This window comes from Fictibacillus phosphorivorans, assembly GCF_023715845.1.
GTDB classification, from domain to species: Bacteria; Bacillota; Bacilli; order Bacillales; family Fictibacillaceae; genus Fictibacillus; species Fictibacillus phosphorivorans_D.
The window spans coordinates 64,020-80,652 of sequence record NZ_JAMBOR010000018.1 but is presented as its reverse complement, the minus strand read 5'-3'; the positions used below and the strand labels follow the sequence as shown (position 1 = coordinate 80,652).

Here is a 16,633-nt window from a genome sequence, read left to right as displayed (position 1 = left end):
GAGGAGCAAGCTCCTCGTCATTCGCTCGACTTGCATGTATTAGGCACGCCGCCAGCGTTCATCCTGAGCCAGGATCAAACTCTCCATAAAAGTGTTTGACTTGCTCTAATTTCTTACTGACGGAATTCATTCTTAATTCCTTACCTTTGCTTTTGTTCAGTTTTCAAAGAACTTGTTTGGCTTGTCTTTTTCGACAGCTATATAATCATAGCGAATCGCATTCATAAAGTCAAGCGCTTTTTTAAATCTTTTTTCAAAAGAATATGGTGGGCCTAAATGGACTCGAACCATCGACCTCACGCTTATCAGGCGTGCGCTCTAACCAGCTGAGCTATAGGCCCGTGAAAATAATGGAGCGGGTGATGAGAATCGAACTCACGACCAGAGCTTGGAAGGCTCTTGTTTTACCACTAAACTACACCCGCAAAAGAATGGTCGGGAAGACAGGATTTGAACCTGCGACCCCCTGGTCCCAAACCAGGTGCTCTACCAAGCTGAGCCACTTCCCGTAAATATGGCGCGCCCTGAGAGATTCGAACTCCCGACCTTTTGATTCGTAGTCAAACACTCTATCCAGCTGAGCTAAGGGCGCATATCCATTGCATATCAAAATGCATTATATGTTATTTTGAAAAGTTGGTGCGGTCGAGAGGACTCGAACCTCCACGGGGTTGCCCCCACTAGCCCCTCAAGCTAGCGCGTCTGCCATTCCGCCACGACCGCGCGGCAAGATGCCAGCGCAATAACACTGCAACTTTATAAGTTAGAAATTAATATGGTGCGGGTGAAGGGACTCGAACCCCCACGTCAAAGACACTAGATCCTAAGTCTAGCGCGTCTGCCAATTCCGCCACACCCGCATATTAATTTGAAAATGGTGAGCCATGAAGGACTCGAACCTTCGACCCTCTGATTAAAAGTCAGATGCTCTACCGACTGAGCTAATGGCTCTTAAGTTTTTCTTTTTAAAATGATTTGAGTCTGAAATAATTAAACAATCAATTTAAAAATAAAAAATGGCTGGGCTAGCTGGATTCGAACCAGCGCATGACGGAGTCAAAGTCCGTTGCCTTACCGCTTGGCTATAGCCCAACACCTTAGAATAAAAATGGCGGACCCGACCGGGGTCGAACCGGCGATCTCCTGCGTGACAGGCAGGCATGTTAACCACTACACCACGAGTCCATCTATCTAGGTATTTATTTTGTTAAAAACAAAATGGTGACCCGTACGGGATTCGAACCCGTGTTACCGCCGTGAAAGGGCGGTGTCTTAACCGCTTGACCAACGGGCCACATGGCAGAGAAGAAGGGATTCGAACCCTCGCACCGCGTTAGCGATCTACTCCCTTAGCAGGGGAGCCCCTTGAGCCACTTGGGTACTTCTCTGTATGGCTCCACAGGTAGGACTCGAACCTACGACCGATCGGTTAACAGCCGATAGCTCTACCACTGAGCTACTGTGGAACGTCTTTTAAGGACAATTAATATCATACTTGCTTCAGCTTAAAATGTCAACCTATTTTAGAAGGTTTTTTTAAGCTAATGTTGCTGCGTTCACCTATTTAGTTAGCCATTATGAATGGCTCTGTAAAAGGCTGTCCAACAGCGACTTAATTAAATTACCATATTCCCATCCTTGAAGTCAACACCCTATTTTGAAGAAATTTGTTTTAATTTCCCCCGGCATTTACCGCACACATATTTCTTCGTATCAATTCTCCTTTTTCTATGATAAATCTGCATACATTCTGTGCAAACATAGTGATATTTATAACTCTGTGTTCTTCTTTTTTCAGGAATGGACTGACAATAACGTGAACCGCCGACTTTATTCAGCCAATACTTAAAGTCATCATCACCATGTTTATACCCTTTCCCTTCGATATGCATGTGATAGTGAACGAGTTCATGCTTAATAACTCCGATCAATTCATCTATCCCAAACGCAGCATATAGGTGCGGATTCATCTCGATGTCATGAGTTCTCAATAAGTACCGCCCTCCTGTCGTGCGCAGCCTATTGTTAAACCTGGCGTTATGACGAAACTTTTTATTGAAGTATTTTATAGATATTTCTTCCGTAAGTTTCTGAAGTTCTTCATCTGTCATTATAATTCCCCTTACCATTTCAAGTTCACATTAACAAGCATCTAAACATAGACTAATACACAAACAACGGATTGGGAAGTTCAAGGAGGTTCTCTATATGCCAACATGGTTTAAAAGACAGCTCCGCCGCGCTTATTATCAAAAAGATCGTTACCAAATCCGCTTATTGAATCAATGCTGGTTCTTTTATAATAGAAAGCACTCCTCCAGTGAAGAATGAACCCACTGGAGAAGCGCTTTTTATTATATCTATCCTTTTTTAGGTGCAATCATCGTTAGGGCGATTCGCTGTTTCGCTACATCAACTGAATCGACCCAAACGGTTACGACTTGTCCTACACTAACTACATCCATTGGATTTTTAACAAAGCGGTCTGTTAATTTCGAAATATGAACAAGACCGTCTTGCTTTACTCCAATATCTACAAAAGCACCAAAGTCCACTACATTTCGGACTGTTCCTTGAAGTTCCATACCTTGTGCTAAGTCTTCCATCTTAAGAACATCTGTTTTAAGAACTGGACCTGAAAATTCATCACGAGGATCACGGCCAGGTTTTGTTAGTCCTTCAATGATGTCTTTTAATGTTGGAACACCAATACCGAGTTTATTTGAAGTCTCTTCTAATGAGAGAGACTTTAATTTTTCTGCCAACGCTTCAGAACCGATGTCTGAAGGAGTAAATCCTAACTCCTTTAACAACGCTTTGGTTCCAGGATAACTTTCAGGGTGGATTCCCGTCTGATCTAATGGCTGATCGCCTTCCATAATTCTCAAAAACCCGATACATTGCTCATACGTTTTTGCACCTAAGCGAGGAATCTTCTTCAGCTCTGTCCTATTCTTAAACTTCCCCACATCATTTCTTTTTAAAATAATGTTTTGTGCAACGGTTTTGGACAAGCCAGATACATATTGAAGCAACGAGGCAGAAGCTGTATTGACGTTAACGCCTACTTGGTTAACCGCTGTTTCAACCACAAAGCTGATCTCTTCACCAAGTCTCTTTTGAGATACATCATGCTGATATTGTCCAACTCCGATTGATTTCGGATCAATTTTTACGAGTTCAGCCAATGGATCCTGAAGTCTTCTCGCAATAGAGACGGCACTTCTTTCTTCTACTTGAAGATCCGGAAATTCTTCACGGGCCACAGTTGATGCTGAATAAACACTCGCTCCAGCTTCATTTACGATTACATAAGCGACAGATTGATCGAGATCTTTTAACGTCTCTGCAATAAATTGTTCCGTTTCACGTGACGCGGTACCATTTCCGATCGCTACAATCTCAATCCTATATTGATCAATCAGCTTTTTCACGACCGCAGCAGATTTCTCAACTTCTGATCTTGGCGGTGTTGGGTAAATGGTCTGGATATGAAGAACCTTTCCTGTCTCATCTACAACACCAAGCTTACATCCTGTACGATATGCTGGATCTACACCTAAAACGATTTTCCCTTTTAATGGGGCCTGTAGCAAAAGACTTCTTACATTTTCAGAAAAAATATGAATCGCGCGTTCTTCCGCTTGTTCTGTTAAAGATGCGCGAATTTCTCGTTCGATCGAAGGCGCAATCAGCCTTTTATAGGCATCCTCTATCGCTTCTCGTAAAAATGACTCGGCTGGAGAACCTGGTCGTTTAATCGTTTTTCGTTCCATTTTTGAATGAATGAAATCAACAGGTGCACTAATGCCGACCTTTAGCATTCCTTCCTTTTCGCCACGGTTCACAGCAAGAACGCGGTGAGGAACAATCTTACGGATGGGTTCTTGATATTCGTAGTACATCTCAAATACTTTCTTTTCGTCAGCTTCAGTATTTTTTCCTTCTGATTTAATTTCACCTTTAGAAAAAGTATCTTCACGTATCCACTTTCGCATATCAGCATCATCAGAGAGCATTTCGGCTATGATATCCTTAGCTCCTTGGAGCGCATCTTCTTCAGTCAGTACTTCTTTTTCTTCATTTATGTAATCTTTCGCTACTTCTAACGGATGATCTTTATGTTGTTCCAAAAGCCATAAAGCAAGGGGCTCTAATCCTTTTTCTTTTGCTACCGTCGCTTTCGTTCTTCTTTTTTGCTTATAGGGACGGTATAAATCTTCTAGATCCTGCAGCTTTTGAGCTTTATGAATCGCAGCCGTTAATTCTTCAGTTAATTTTCCTTGTTCGTCGATTAATCGAATAACTTCCTCTTTACGGGAAGCAAGATTTTGCAAGTAAGTCCAGCGGTCCATGATGTCTTTAATCTGAACTTCATCAAGACCTCCTGTTAACTCTTTTCGGTAACGGGCAATAAAAGGCACCGTATTTCCTTCTTCTAATAATGCAATCACTTGATTAATTTGTTTACCTTTAACATTCAGTTCCTGTTCCATCATACGCAATGCTTGTTCATTAACAGGTTGTCCCAATAAGAACACTCCTTTTTCAATCAATTACTTCTATTATAAACGAAGTGCTACACTCCGTAAAAAAACCTTTAAGCTGTTTTAGATAGCTATATTCGAGAACAAAAAAACACCATCCTCAAATGCGGTAAGGATGATGTTTCTCTAACTCATATTTACTTGACCTACCAGCACCGTGGCATCGTCATTGATATCCTGCGGTAAATTGCTAATAAATTTTACCGATTCCTTTGGTGAAATCATCTTGGTTAAAAGCGCACGACTTTGTGTGTGGATATCCATGCCATCTGAATAGAGCATAAAACTTAATTCTTTTTCAAATCGAAAATCCTGTACTTTAAATCGTTCAGGTTTTCCTATTAAAAAACCGACTTTTGGCAAAGGGTGTACAGCACGTTGTCTTTCTGCAGAGACCATAAAACGGATATTACCCACTCCAGAATAAGTGGCAGTTTGATTATCATAATCGACTTTTACGATTGCAATAACAGCACCCCGCGTATGTCGAAGTCCCTCGTTACAAAGATGCATTAACTGCTCGACTGTTTCATCATGATTTTGATCGATGATGTTCGTTGCTGTCCCCGATGCCTCTTTTGCCATTTTTCCGCTTCCTAAGCCATCCGCAACAGCACAAATCAAATAATTGTCCGTTTCTTTAACATAAAAACTATCTCCGCAAAGATCATTTCCCTTTTTTGGCTTTTGATACGAGGAAACAGATGCTCTGCTATATTGATAGTGTTCGATCATTTAAGCGCCTCCGATGGAGTCACGCGCAAAGCTTCTTTCAACTTTTCTAAAGCTCTTCTTTGTAATCTGGAAACATGCATTTGAGAAATTTCTAATCGTTCCCCTGTTTCCTTCTGGCTTAAGTTTTCGAAATACGTACACTGAAGGATTTCGCGTTCCCGTTCAGTAAGAACCGCAAAAGCTTTTTGTAAAAGAAGCCTTTTATCAATCTGATCGAACCCTTGATCGTTCGAACCAACGAGATCAAGAAGTGTAACCGTACTTCCTTCCTGGTCAGCCTCGATCGAGCTATCAACAGAAAGAGCTTGGTAGCTCTTGCCCATTTCCATCGTCTCAAGCACTTCTTCTTCTGAAACTTCCAGGTAGTCTGCAATTTCAGCAATCTTAGGTGATCGCTGCAGACTCGTAGTTAATTCTTCAACAGCTCTTTTAATTCTTGGTCCTAATTCCTTAATTCGACGAGGTACATGGACGCTCCATGTCTTATCACGGATAAAGCGTTTAATTTCACCTACGATGGTTGGAACCGCAAAGGATTCAAACGAACGTCCAAACGTTTTATCGTATCTTCTAAAGGCAGCTAATAATCCGATCATACCGACTTGTACCAAATCGTCATGAATGCTTTTACCTTTAGAAAACTTCCTTGCTAAGGAATGAACTAGATCTTGGTATTGGAGAACAAGATTCGTCTGAATCTCTTCATTTTGTGGATCTTGTTGCAATTCATCGATCCACGCATAGACCTGCTCTTTACTGTGAAGGCGCTGGCGAGACTCTGTCGACATGTTCCTCCACCTCATCTCTGTGAAGATACTTAGTCATCATAACGACGACTCCCGCTTCACTGCTTATTTCTACCTTGTCCATAAGTGTATCTATTAGGAAGAGGCCTAAACCTCCCTCATTTAATTGATCAACAGATTTTCCATCGACTGGGCCAAGATTTTTTGAGATAGATTCAACATCAAAGCTCTTACCTTGATCGACAACAGTTATTTCAATACGGTCGTCAAAAATATTACAGCCAACACGGACTTGACCTTTTTCTTGATCCTCATCATAAGCATGATTTACTACATTCGTTACTGCTTCAGAAACAGCAATTTTAATATCTTCGATTTCATCAAACGCAAATCCCATTCTGTTCGCAAGGCCAGAGATTGTTAATCTGACCACACCCACATAATCCGGTTTTGCCGGGACATTCATTTCAATATAGTCGGACGCTGTTCTCATAGCGCCTCCCCCTTTACTCCGCTTTCAATGTCCATTACTTCTGTTAATCCGGTAATTTCAAAAATTCGTTTTACACGATCTGTCATACCACGAAGCTTTAATGAACTGTTGTTAGCTTTTGAAGATTTAAGCGCTCCAACAAAAACTCCTAGTCCTGTACTATCCATATAATCAATGCCAGATAGATCGACAACCACAACGCTGCCTTCCTTCTCTGTTAATGGAAGCATAACTTCTTTTAACTTTGGAGCTGTATAAGCGTCTACTTCTCCAGAAAGATGTAATTCATGTGTTTCATTTATTTGGTGTTGACTAATTTGTAAGTTCATTATATTTCCCCCCACTCTTTGATTAAAAACCCGATAAATAACCTTTACCCGAAACCAAAGTATGCTAAACCATTCGTTTTAAAATAATTAAAGTGAAGTCATCTCTAAGTTCAAACCCTTGCAAGCGATCCAGTTCTTGAAAAACATTCTGAACGATTTGCTGAGCGGGCAGATCCATATAATTTCGGATAAGAGATACAATTTCTTCCCTTTCAATAAAACCTTTGCTTGTCCGGCATTCCGTTACTCCATCAGAGAGGAGGATCACCATATCCCCAACTTCAATGATTCTTTCATAAGGATGGTAAGTGGTTGTTCTAGAAACACCTAATACAAGTCCTTTAGCAATTAAATCGTGGAATCGATCTTCTTTTGCTTCATAGATGAAACCAGGTTCATGACCTGCACCCGCATAGAAGAATTTATGACTTTCCGGTTCATACACACCATGAAACATAGTGATGAACATATTGCTGTTAACGTTCTGTTCAACAACGCGGTTCAGGTTTTCTAAAAGCAGATGAGGCTTCATCTGCTCTTCCGGAAGACTGTCCATCGCGTATTTAATCATAGACATACAGAGTGCAGCTGGTATGCCTTTGCCGATTATATCAGCCACGGCTACACTTAGGCTACTTCCACTTTTTACAAAATTATAATAATCACCGTTCATTTTCTTAGCCGGAACACTGACAACTCCAATATCCAGCTCTTCAAATTCAGGTACATCACTTAACAGCAAAGTCTGCTGCATACTTGCTGCAACTTCAATTTCCGACTCCAGCTGCTGCTGTTTATCACGTAAACTTTGATGCTCACGATAAGCAAACCCATACCCAATCATTGCCTCTAGAAGAAAATCGAAGGAATCTCTCATTTCTTCTGTCATATCAGGAAACAATTCGTCCATAACCTGAATATGCAAACTGACAAGATCTTCAGGGGAAATTTGCTGTTCAAGCAATTTTCTGCTGAATTGCTGACCTTTATAGAGTGTGGTCTCCGTTTTAGCTTTTAGATAGACTGATAATAGATCTTGGTAACGTTCAGTTAGTGCATCTTTTGCAGTCAAGAGCTCTCCTCCTAACGAAGCCATTTAGTCGCAGAAATCTCCGTACCCACATCTACAGTGGACTCAATGGAAAATTCATCCATTAAACGCTTCACACCTGGCAATCCTGCTCCTAAACCTCCGGAAGTAGTATACCCATCTTCCATTACTTTACGAATTTCGCGGATTCCAGGACCATTATCAAGGGCTACGATTCGCAAACCCTTTCTGCCTAGTTGATCGATAGGCTCGATACAAATCTTCCCTCTGCCGGCATAAAGATAAATATTCCGGGCAAGCTCAGATATTGCGGTTGTAATTCTGGCTTGGTCCACATTTCCGAAACCAAGCTCCTTGGCCATGTTTCTGCCAAGCTGACGGGCACTTACGATGTCCCATTCGTTGCGTACTTCCACACAGGATTGGATGTCCATTATCATCCCTCCAGTTCCAGACGCAATTTATCAAGCCCCTGTTCTAAGTCAAGTGCTGTTGAAACTTCCCTCATCGATATTCCAAGGTCAATCAGTGTGATAGCAACAGCGGGCTGTATTCCTGTTAATACGACTTGTGCTCCCATTAATTTAGACATTCTCACTACATCTCCAAGGACTTTAGCGATAAAAGAGTCAATCATATCAACGGAAGTTAAATCAATTACTACACCCTTAGCACCTGTATCATGAATTTTATTCAATAGATCTTCTTGAAATTGAAGGGCTGTTTGATCGTCCATTTCAACTTGGATGGTGATCAATAAATACTCGTGCAATTTTAAAATGGGAATTCTCATTTTCTCCAACACTCCCTATTTATTGCTTATTAGCTTTTGATTCGTAATTTCCAAAGCATTCTCCATCCCTTTTTGAAGCGTGCTCTTTGTAGGGAATAAGCTTAAATCAATACCTAAGCTTACAATCGTCTGTGCAATCTCAGGCCTGATTCCTACAAGGATACATGTTGATCCAAGTAACCTGACAGCATCAGCTGCCTGAATAATGTGGTGGGCAACCATCGTATCTACGACAGGTACGCCTGTAATATCAATAAGAACAACTTCTGAGCGGTACTTGATTACACCGTTCAACAAGTTCTCCATAATCAGCTTTGCGCGCTCTGTATCAATAGAACCGATCAAAGGCATGACACTGATGTTTTTGAATACTGGAATAAGCGGAGCTGATAGTTCCATTAGGGCTGTTTTTTGAAGCGATACGGTTCTCTCCCAGATCTGGGATGAGTTTTCAACCACTCTATTTAAAATCGGATCCAGCCAGCTGTCGATTTCTCGATAAAAGGCAGAAAGCTTGTCCTGATCCATTTCCGCTTCAACAAGCATATTTAGAATAACCCGACGGGCAATCTGTAGCCCTTGCGTTAAATATTTCAACGGTAATCCGGTATGAAGAACTTGATCAAAGAATTGATCGAGTGTCCCATCTTTGGAAATATCGTTATAATTAATGTGTTTTATTAAAAGCTCAAAAAATTGCTGGTCTGTATCTTCACTAAGTTTTAGTGTTGTTGTGTAGCTTGCAATTTCTTTATCTTTAAAAAGATTGACTTCTTTTAGCCAAATATTTTTAAGGGTCTCTTGATTCTCGTTAATCATTTGTACAATCGAATTGTCCAATTTGTATAGCACCCCCGCTACATATAGTATCGATTCTATTATTTCATTTCTAATACTTTTCTGCAATGTTTACCGAGACTCTGTAGGTTTCACAGTTTCTAACCTTGAATATATAACCCATTCTCTTAAATTCTAAACATGAATTTTTTGGTAAAATAAAAAACCGCCGGACAGCTGTCAGACAGTTTCTTAATGTGTTCTATAAAAAATTTAAAAATCAACCAGACCAGTACTGATCTGCAATGCGTCGTCTACCCTGCGCATCATGTCTTCATCCAGTTGTGTGATCTTATCTGTTAATCTTTGCTTATCAATCGTTCTGATCTGTTCAAGCAAAATAACTGAATCCCGTTCGAAGCCATATTTTTTTGAATCGATTTCAACATGTGTTGGAAGTTTTGCTTTCTGAATCTGGGCTGTGATTGCAGCAACGATCACTGTTGGGCTAAAACGGTTTCCGATATCATTCTGGATTATCAGTACAGGGCGGATGCCGCCTTGTTCTGAACCTACTACAGGTGAAAGATCTGCAAAGTAAACGTCTCCGCGTTTGACTATCAAGGACTACACCCCGCTAACTAAGCGGTCCAAGGTATGATCGGCTTCCTCCTCTAACATAAATGCTTCTGAGGCAATCGTTAGATTGATCTTAGCCATTTCCATGTAACCCTGTTTCATCTCATCACGAAACTGACGTTTATTCTTCCGCTCACGAAGAAACATCTCAGTAGCTTGATGGATAAATTCGCTGCGGTCCAAATTCTCTTTTTTAATGACACGATCCACCTCAGTTAGTAACTTTTGAGGAAGACTAATCACGATTCTTTTTGTGTTCAATTCGGACACAACATACACCTCCAGCGCAAAGCTATACTACGATCAAGTTCCTTTTAACCACATATAATCTTATCACTTCAATATTCCATTTGCAAAGCGATTTCAAAGTATTTATTCTACAAAATATTTAATAGTCCTTCTAATATTCTGCTAAAAATTTAGAATTACATTCATATTTTCTGAAATTCGACCTTTTTTCACAAAAACTCGCGGCACTCGGGATGAAATTAAACACGGTATCTCATAATTTATGGTTTTGGCAAGGGAAGCGATTTCATCCATTTCGATTGTTTTATCATCCTGGTTCCCTATTAAGGTAGCTTTCTCACCAATCTCCATCTCGTAAGGAAGCCTTACCATGCATTGGTCCATACAGATTCGCCCGATGATCGGTGCACGCTCTCCACGGATCAACACATCAGCACCCGGAGATAATCTTCGCTGCCATCCATCGGCATACCCGATCGGAAGGGTTCCCACCCATTCTACTTCTTTTGCTGTATAAGTAGCTCCATAACTTACAGTATCCCCAGGCATCAGTTTTTTAACATGAATGAGTTGAGAGTGTAGACTAAAAGCTTCTTCTAAATGAAAGGGAAGCTCTTTTTTCATCTCTAAAGATGGTGCTAAACCATACATGCTGATACCCAATCGCACGAGATTAAAAGGCCCTTCAACTTTACGCAGTGCTGCTGCACTATTTGCGCTGTGGATATATTTTGGTGTAACCCCCCACTTTTTCAGCAAGTCTACTTGTTTAATAAATCTTTTTCTTTGTACTTCAAATAGTTCGGATTCCCATTCATCAGCGGTAGCAAAATGAGTAAATACGCCTTCAAGTTCACATGTGGAAGTATTCTGTATGGAATGAGAAAGATCATGCAGTTCCTTTTCATCAGTAATTCCCACTCTGCCCATACCTGTATCAAGCTTTAAGTGAATGTTTAAGACTTTATCGGTTTCTTTAAGAAATTCCGAAGCTTCATCAAGCCAGTTCTTATGGAACACGGTGATGCTTATCTCGTTTTCCGCCGCAAGACTAACATATTCAGGACGAATACGGTTCATAACTAAAATCGGTGCTGAAATCCCCTGTTTTCGTAATGCCAGTGCTTCATCAAGTAATGCAACAGCAAGCAGTTCTGCTCCGGATTCAAGCGCCGCGACAGCAGTCTGATAAGCGCCGTGCCCATAACCATTCGCCTTGACGACTGCCATGATTTTTTGATCAGGAAGGTGTTTTTTGAATGATTTTATGTTTCTGCTGATTTTATCTAAGTTGATTTCTGCCCATGTATCTCGATAAAAGTGATTTCTGTCCACAATTAAGCCTCCTGAAAAGAAAAACTGAATAATCGCTTCTTATTTTAACTGTTTCCATACAATTATGTAAGTAATTATAGGTTGGTTCTTTAATAATGAGGGTGTTTGCTAATGAGAAAGGCACGTCTTGAGCGAAGATCGACAAAGTTGAGCGGTACGGAGTTTTTTTGAGCGTAGGTGGCATATGTTTGAGCGAAACTCAGCCATTTTGAGCGGTAATCGAAAATTTTGAGCGAACGTGTAACAGATATAAGAACACGTACCGTAAAAACATAAAAAAGGCGGCTAAATCTCTCTTTAGCCGCCCTCTTATAATAAGGAATTATTTAATCGCTTCTCCTGATACTGATCTTGCAATAGCCATAAGTTCTTCTTGGTCCAAATTATTGGAAGCAAGGAAGTAATCGACACCGTTGTAGTTCCAGGTTACCGATTGGTCTGTCATGGCTCCAACCGTAAAGCCTAGATCAACTGGTTCTCCATTAGAAAGTGTCAGCCTTGACGCTGTTTCAACTGCTGTATTTTTTTGTTGCATGAGTGTGAATGATTTCTTTTCTTCGTCATCGGCATAATTTAAAACGACTTTTGAATCATTGTCCCCGACGGCTACTTCTCTTTCGTTCACTAGGTTTAAGTTCGCCGTATATGTCGGATACAGCACTTCAAATTCTTTATCTGAACCAGAGAATGTAGGTATTTCGAATTGGGCACTCGACATGTTCGATTCCATATCGAAAGCATTCTTATCAAACTTTGCATTAAATTGAACTTTCGAGAAATCTAATCTCACAAGCTCTTTTTGATCTTGATCCATCACGCGGACTTGAGTGGGATCAAGGTTTTTATTTAAAGTAATTTCCTGCTGATACAAGTTTTTGTTCTGGTAATTCGTTTTTGTATGGAAAACATAGCTTTTTTCTTTTGATTTAAATCCACGGTCCGTATCGTTTAGGATATCTGCAACAAGTGATTGGAACAAATAGACTTGACTATTGTTTTCCGGCCAGTCACTTTGGAAACGAAAACTTTTGTTCAGAGCTGGCGTTAGTACGAAGACCCCGTCCTTATTGCGCAAGATCATCTGACTTTGATCTTTTTCAGCATTCTTTAAGCTTACCCGGTAAAAGTCCGGTTTCTTATGCCATATTTCCAAGTCATACGTTAATGGCTTTTCCCCTGTGTTTAAAGTCATTTTGGCTTCCGCTTTATAGCCTGTCATTTTTTCCATTCTTTCTTCCAAAGAATCCAGAACATCACTCTGGCTTTTTTCGCCACATGCAGACAGGACCATTAAAGCCATGAACGCCGTCAAAATAATTGACAGTGTTTTCTTCATTTTTTGCCATCCCCTTTGTCCCAAAGTAATTTCGACATTGAAGGGGGTGCTAACTTCGCTTCAAGCAAAGGACTGCCCCTTCTACCGCATTACAATATATGAGACAACCCTGGACAATATGCAGACTAGCTTGACGAGCTTTCCAAAATAACTTGGGCCACAGCGTATTCCCTCGTATGAGAGATGGATAAGTGGCATAAATAAGGATAAGGAGAGGTTATAAAAGGTTTCCCTTTTTCATCTGACTTAATTTCCATGTCCTGCCACGAGAGTTCTCTGCCAATCCCAATTCCGAGTGCTTTTGCCATCGCCTCTTTGGCCGCAAAGCGACCAGCAAGGTATTCATATTTTCTGTTTCCCTTCAAAGAATCGAACTTTTTTTGCTCGAAAGGGGTTAAGATTCTATTTGAAAAACGCTCTTGATGGAGGGCTGCTTCTCTAATCCTTTTCAATTCAATAATATCGATACCTGTTCCAACAATCATTTACTTTCTCCTTTACAGCTATATCTTTCGCTCTCTTCCTTCACACATGGTAAACTTAAGAAAGAATTTAGAGTATGTATAAAAACGCATAAAAAGGGTGATCTTTTGTAATGTTCATTAGGGATGAAAGCTTCCAAACCTTTATTCGGCGCTATCCAATCATAACTTTTTTGACAGCTATTCATATAATAGTGTTTCTTCTTATTAATTTTACCCCTTTTCGCACAGCTTTGTACCATTTGATGGTAGGTTCTAATTATTATATCGTGGCGGGAGAGTACTGGCGGCTTTTCACCCCTATTATTACGCATGAAGCTGTAGGACATCTTGTCTTTAACTCGTTTTCACTTCTATTATTTGGCCCTGCTTTAGAACAGCTCCTCGGAAAAGTGCGATTTGTTATCGGTTATGTAGGTGCTGGTCTGATTGCGAACATCGCAACCCTTTTGATGCTTCCGTTATCATATGCTCACATCGGTGCTTCTGGATCGATCTTTGGGTTGTTCGGTATTTATGTGTATATGCTGTATAGTCGTAAACACTATATGGATAGGGCAAACACACAGATCCTCCTCATTGTTTTGGCTATCAGTTTAGTCTCTACCTTTTTAAATGAAAGAATTAATGTTCTTGGCCATTTGTTCGGACTGATCGGCGGTGCTGCCTTAGCACCTATCATTTTGGCATCTTTAAACCGAAGAAAAAACAAGTGGTAATCTCCATGAAAAAAGCACCTCCAAAGTATGGGGTGCTTTTTGTATTAGGATTGCTGCAGCAACACTTCTTTTAATGAAGTTTCGTAATAAACCGGCCAATCTACATCAAGTTTGTGAAGCTGTCTGGCATGCTTAGGTTTTATACCGATAATACTCACAGGTTTGCCGTTCATGTAATGCAGCATCCGAAACAGTTCACTCAACTTTTGAACGCCTGGTTCATCAATTTCGCCGGTAGCTGAAAGATCAAAGAAAATATCTTCAAATTGTCCTTCATAAGCCGCTTTCAAAGCATTTCCCGTGACCGTCATCATTTTACTTTCTGTAATATCTCCAAACAATGGGACAAAAGCCATTTTTTCAGAAATCGGAATAAAGGGACCTGACAGTTCATCCAAACGTTTCATAGCCTCTTCCAGCGCTTCTTTTTTCTCAAAGAGCTCAAAATCCGTAGAGGCCAATCTTAATCTGAGTTCAGACAGCTTTTCTTCAAGTCCCTTCACATGCGTACCGATCGGGTTGAAAACAACGTGTGCATTTTCTCCTTCCCACGAGATATGGATGTCACAGAGAACAAACGGGTTATCTTTTCCGTTTACGTTGGCTTCAAAGCTTTTTTCACCTTCGAAAGGAAATAAATACTTAGCCAGCTTATTATGACTTTCCCCGTCAAAGCAATCTTGAATGATTTTTACGTGCTCCGGTAAGAGTTCGATTGCCTTTTGCGACATGCACTGAATCAGTCCATCTTTATTTATTTTTACGTATGGTACCGGTAATGCAGAGCTCATGATCAGACCTTAATCCTCTTTTCCTCAAACTCGTCCAGCCAATTTTCTGCCTGTTCGAGATTATTAATGATGATTCCTTGATTGTTGGTATAAGGTTCTAAGTCATACTTGTTCGCAAGTCTACCGCCAATTAATATCGTTGGTTTATGAGGTAAAGCTGCAAGTGTGCGAACATAATTTTTTAGGACAGGTAAGTTATAGACGATTGAAACAGAAAGACCGATCACTTCAGGTTTCCATTGAAGTGCGGACTTAAGCGCATATTCTAACGGTAGACTTGCTCCGTAATATTTTGTTTCCCAGTCGCGCTCTTCAAACAGACTATTAATCATTTTAAGACCTAAATAATGTTGTTCCCCTTGAAGACACAAAAACATGGCTTTATTGTTTTTGCTCAACTTTTCCGCTGACACTTGGAATAGCCTCGAAAGTACAAAATCACAAACGCCTGTAGCTAAGTGTTCATCAGCTACAGAAATCTCATTATTTTCCCATAATTCACCTATACGGTACATAGCAGGAGTAAACAGGTCTTTAAATAAAACCATCCGGCTTTGGTTTGGCTGCTGTTTGATAAAACGCATTGCTTCTGTATGATCGCCATCTAAGAACAACTGTGCGAGTTTCTCAACATCTGACGTAGCCATTGGCAGGACCTCCTCCCTTTTTATGAATTAGTGAGAATCAGCTGCTTTCTCACCTAAAATACGGTTTGCTTTGTTTAATAAATCAATATATACGTCAATCCTTGGGTTACCTTTTTTACTTTGTTCATTCAGTACATCAATAATGAGCGAGAAATTCTCGATCAGGAGTTCTGTTTTCATACCGAACTTCTGGAGAATACCGTCCAGCCATAAAGCATAATCTGTAAAAAACTCCTCGTTCTCCAGCTCGTAAGCTGTTTCTAAATGTTTAAAGTGATGGTGATTGTCTTCGATGCATTTCGCTCTTCCTTTTTCACCATAACGGTCCATGAGAGACGGATCATTTTCATAAATTCTTTCAGTAACTGTCTCTACCATAGCATTTATGTTAAAGTCCGTCATTTGGCAACCACCTTATATTGTTTAACGGTCGGAATAACAGCCGCTAATTCTTTATCCGGGTACTTTTTCTCCAAATCGTGAATTTTTTTGAAGTCCTCACTTCTGACCCACTTCAAATAATCTTCCTTTGTAGAAAAAATAAGCTGAACGGTTAACTCTCCCGCTCTTTTATCATTTTGTAGCAATAAAAAATCCACGAACCCTGGTGCATGGTCTACTGAACGCGAACGATTTTTATAAATATTGATTACTTCCTCTGCTTTTTCATCAGGTACATCAAATGTAGAAAAAACGGTATACATGTATTTATCACCTCGTGGATGTATTTAAATCAAGCTAATACTTCATTTTATAAATGATTCAATATAGAATTATATATTTCCTTCTCGTTTTAATACGGTTTTGTAAAACGTTGTCGCTAGTTTGCTCATTTTATTCCAGTATTCACTTTTTCCTCAAATACGCGGTAAATCCGGCTCAAAAGGAACTTTCTACCTTGTTTAACTCCCCATACTACATGAAAGAATCAAATATGTCACTAAAAAGGAAAAGCACTAGGGAT

At 40.2% G+C, this 16,633-nt stretch carries 21 protein-coding genes, 12 tRNA genes and 1 rRNA gene; 2 read left to right on the top strand and 32 right to left on the bottom strand.

Going from position 1 to position 16,633, the window contains the following annotated elements; genetic code table 11:
- The 14 genes from M3206_RS14155 to M3206_RS14090 form a co-directional block, all read right to left on the bottom strand.
- Nucleotides 1-90: ribosomal RNA gene (locus M3206_RS14155) — 16S ribosomal RNA — on the bottom strand; the annotation flags it as partial.
- A 174-nt stretch (nucleotides 91-264) separates the two neighbouring features.
- A tRNA-Ile gene (locus M3206_RS14150) sits at nucleotides 265-341 on the bottom strand.
- A gap of 10 nt (nucleotides 342-351) precedes the next feature.
- Nucleotides 352-425, bottom strand: a tRNA-Gly gene (locus tag M3206_RS14145).
- 7 nt (nucleotides 426-432) lie between these two features.
- Nucleotides 433-509, bottom strand: a tRNA-Pro gene (locus tag M3206_RS14140).
- A gap of 6 nt (nucleotides 510-515) precedes the next feature.
- Nucleotides 516-592: transfer RNA gene (locus M3206_RS14135), tRNA-Arg, on the bottom strand.
- A gap of 45 nt (nucleotides 593-637) precedes the next feature.
- Nucleotides 638-723 (bottom strand) — tRNA-Leu (locus M3206_RS14130).
- Between the two features lie 53 nt (nucleotides 724-776).
- A tRNA-Leu gene (locus tag M3206_RS14125) sits at nucleotides 777-860 on the bottom strand.
- Between the two features lie 15 nt (nucleotides 861-875).
- Nucleotides 876-951: transfer RNA gene (locus M3206_RS14120), tRNA-Lys, on the bottom strand.
- Between the two features lie 66 nt (nucleotides 952-1,017).
- Nucleotides 1,018-1,092 (bottom strand) — tRNA-Gln (locus M3206_RS14115).
- A gap of 17 nt (nucleotides 1,093-1,109) precedes the next feature.
- Nucleotides 1,110-1,185, bottom strand: a tRNA-Asp gene (locus M3206_RS14110).
- 34 nt (nucleotides 1,186-1,219) lie between these two features.
- Nucleotides 1,220-1,294 (bottom strand) — tRNA-Glu (locus M3206_RS14105).
- 3 nt (nucleotides 1,295-1,297) lie between these two features.
- Nucleotides 1,298-1,388: transfer RNA gene (locus M3206_RS14100), tRNA-Ser, on the bottom strand.
- 3 nt (nucleotides 1,389-1,391) lie between these two features.
- Nucleotides 1,392-1,466, bottom strand: a tRNA-Asn gene (locus tag M3206_RS14095).
- Nucleotides 1,467-1,652: 186 nt separating this feature from the next.
- Nucleotides 1,653-2,111 carry a SprT family protein gene (locus M3206_RS14090; protein ID WP_251313158.1) on the bottom strand — a complete coding sequence of 153 codons (459 nt, stop codon included), beginning with the start codon at nucleotides 2,109-2,111 and terminating at the stop codon, nucleotides 1,653-1,655.
- 97 nt (nucleotides 2,112-2,208) lie between these two features.
- On the opposite strand from M3206_RS14090, the gene cmpA reads away from it, so the two are divergent.
- The gene (gene cmpA, locus M3206_RS14085; RefSeq protein ID WP_130297391.1) at nucleotides 2,209-2,331 is read left to right on the top strand and encodes a cortex morphogenetic protein CmpA; all 123 of its coding nucleotides are present in this window, start codon (nucleotides 2,209-2,211) and stop codon (nucleotides 2,329-2,331) included.
- A 29-nt stretch (nucleotides 2,332-2,360) separates the two neighbouring features.
- On the opposite strand, the gene M3206_RS14080 is transcribed toward cmpA, so the two are convergent.
- The 14 genes from M3206_RS14080 to acpS form a co-directional block, all read right to left on the bottom strand.
- Nucleotides 2,361-4,499 (bottom strand): Tex family protein, encoded by a 2,139-nt coding sequence (locus tag M3206_RS14080; RefSeq protein ID WP_251313163.1) that lies wholly within the window; start codon nucleotides 4,497-4,499, stop codon nucleotides 2,361-2,363.
- A 174-nt stretch (nucleotides 4,500-4,673) separates the two neighbouring features.
- Nucleotides 4,674-5,282 (bottom strand): SpoIIE family protein phosphatase, encoded by a 609-nt coding sequence (locus M3206_RS14075; RefSeq protein ID WP_251313157.1) that lies wholly within the window; start codon nucleotides 5,280-5,282, stop codon nucleotides 4,674-4,676.
- A complete protein-coding gene (gene sigB / locus M3206_RS14070) occupies nucleotides 5,279-6,070 on the bottom strand; it encodes an RNA polymerase sigma factor SigB (RefSeq protein ID WP_251313155.1) in 792 nt (263 codons plus the stop codon). The genes M3206_RS14075 and sigB overlap by 4 nt, the downstream gene beginning before the upstream one ends.
- Complete coding sequence (gene rsbW / locus M3206_RS14065; protein WP_251313153.1) at nucleotides 6,036-6,521, bottom strand: anti-sigma B factor RsbW; 486 nt, start codon at nucleotides 6,519-6,521, stop codon at nucleotides 6,036-6,038. The genes sigB and rsbW overlap by 35 nt, the downstream gene beginning before the upstream one ends.
- The gene (locus M3206_RS14060; protein WP_251313152.1) at nucleotides 6,518-6,850 is read right to left on the bottom strand and encodes an STAS domain-containing protein; all 333 of its coding nucleotides are present in this window, start codon (nucleotides 6,848-6,850) and stop codon (nucleotides 6,518-6,520) included. The genes rsbW and M3206_RS14060 overlap by 4 nt, the downstream gene beginning before the upstream one ends.
- Nucleotides 6,851-6,914: 64 nt before the next feature.
- Complete coding sequence (locus M3206_RS14055) at nucleotides 6,915-7,922, bottom strand: PP2C family protein-serine/threonine phosphatase (protein ID WP_251313151.1); 1,008 nt, start codon at nucleotides 7,920-7,922, stop codon at nucleotides 6,915-6,917.
- An 11-nt stretch (nucleotides 7,923-7,933) separates the two neighbouring features.
- On the bottom strand, nucleotides 7,934-8,335 hold the full coding sequence (locus M3206_RS14050; RefSeq protein WP_066285716.1) for an anti-sigma regulatory factor: 402 nt from the start codon (nucleotides 8,333-8,335) through the stop codon (nucleotides 7,934-7,936).
- A 2-nt stretch (nucleotides 8,336-8,337) separates the two neighbouring features.
- Complete coding sequence (locus tag M3206_RS14045) at nucleotides 8,338-8,694, bottom strand: STAS domain-containing protein (protein ID WP_066239455.1); 357 nt, start codon at nucleotides 8,692-8,694, stop codon at nucleotides 8,338-8,340.
- Nucleotides 8,695-8,709: 15 nt separating this feature from the next.
- Nucleotides 8,710-9,534: an STAS domain-containing protein gene (locus M3206_RS14040; protein WP_251313150.1), complete on the bottom strand. Its 825-nt coding sequence runs from the start codon at nucleotides 9,532-9,534 to the stop codon at nucleotides 8,710-8,712.
- A 210-nt stretch (nucleotides 9,535-9,744) separates the two neighbouring features.
- Nucleotides 9,745-10,095: a type II toxin-antitoxin system PemK/MazF family toxin gene (locus M3206_RS14035; RefSeq protein ID WP_066239453.1), complete on the bottom strand. Its 351-nt coding sequence runs from the start codon at nucleotides 10,093-10,095 to the stop codon at nucleotides 9,745-9,747.
- A 3-nt stretch (nucleotides 10,096-10,098) separates the two neighbouring features.
- Nucleotides 10,099-10,380, bottom strand: coding sequence for a CopG family ribbon-helix-helix protein (locus tag M3206_RS14030; protein ID WP_066285713.1), 282 nt, complete (start codon nucleotides 10,378-10,380; stop codon nucleotides 10,099-10,101).
- Nucleotides 10,381-10,521: 141 nt separating this feature from the next.
- Nucleotides 10,522-11,697 carry an alanine racemase gene (alr, locus tag M3206_RS14025; protein WP_251313162.1) on the bottom strand — a complete coding sequence of 392 codons (1,176 nt, stop codon included), beginning with the start codon at nucleotides 11,695-11,697 and terminating at the stop codon, nucleotides 10,522-10,524.
- Between the two features lie 319 nt (nucleotides 11,698-12,016).
- A complete protein-coding gene (locus tag M3206_RS14020) occupies nucleotides 12,017-13,030 on the bottom strand; it encodes a LolA family protein (RefSeq protein ID WP_251313149.1) in 1,014 nt (337 codons plus the stop codon).
- Nucleotides 13,031-13,155: 125 nt separating this feature from the next.
- The gene (gene acpS / locus M3206_RS14015; RefSeq protein ID WP_251313148.1) at nucleotides 13,156-13,515 is read right to left on the bottom strand and encodes a holo-ACP synthase; all 360 of its coding nucleotides are present in this window, start codon (nucleotides 13,513-13,515) and stop codon (nucleotides 13,156-13,158) included.
- Nucleotides 13,516-13,625: 110 nt separating this feature from the next.
- Between acpS and M3206_RS14010 the strand changes: the two genes are divergently transcribed.
- Complete coding sequence (locus tag M3206_RS14010; protein WP_251313147.1) at nucleotides 13,626-14,231, top strand: rhomboid family intramembrane serine protease; 606 nt, start codon at nucleotides 13,626-13,628, stop codon at nucleotides 14,229-14,231.
- A gap of 44 nt (nucleotides 14,232-14,275) precedes the next feature.
- Here M3206_RS14010 and M3206_RS14005 read toward each other — a convergent pair whose 3' ends face one another.
- Genes M3206_RS14005 through M3206_RS13990 form a run of 4 tightly spaced genes read right to left on the bottom strand, consistent with a single transcriptional unit; the run spans nucleotide 14,276 to nucleotide 16,373 of the window.
- The gene (locus tag M3206_RS14005) at nucleotides 14,276-15,022 is read right to left on the bottom strand and encodes an STAS domain-containing protein (protein ID WP_251313146.1); all 747 of its coding nucleotides are present in this window, start codon (nucleotides 15,020-15,022) and stop codon (nucleotides 14,276-14,278) included.
- Nucleotides 15,023-15,024: 2 nt separating this feature from the next.
- Nucleotides 15,025-15,669, bottom strand: coding sequence for a cobalamin B12-binding domain-containing protein (locus tag M3206_RS14000; protein WP_251313145.1), 645 nt, complete (start codon nucleotides 15,667-15,669; stop codon nucleotides 15,025-15,027).
- Nucleotides 15,670-15,696: 27 nt separating this feature from the next.
- Complete coding sequence (locus tag M3206_RS13995) at nucleotides 15,697-16,071, bottom strand: hypothetical protein (protein ID WP_251313144.1); 375 nt, start codon at nucleotides 16,069-16,071, stop codon at nucleotides 15,697-15,699.
- Entirely contained in the window at nucleotides 16,068-16,373 is a 306-nt protein-coding gene (locus M3206_RS13990; RefSeq protein WP_251313143.1) for an antibiotic biosynthesis monooxygenase family protein, read from the bottom strand. Before M3206_RS13990 ends, M3206_RS13995 begins: the two co-directional genes overlap by 4 nt.
- Nucleotides 16,374-16,633: the final 260 nt, after the last annotated feature.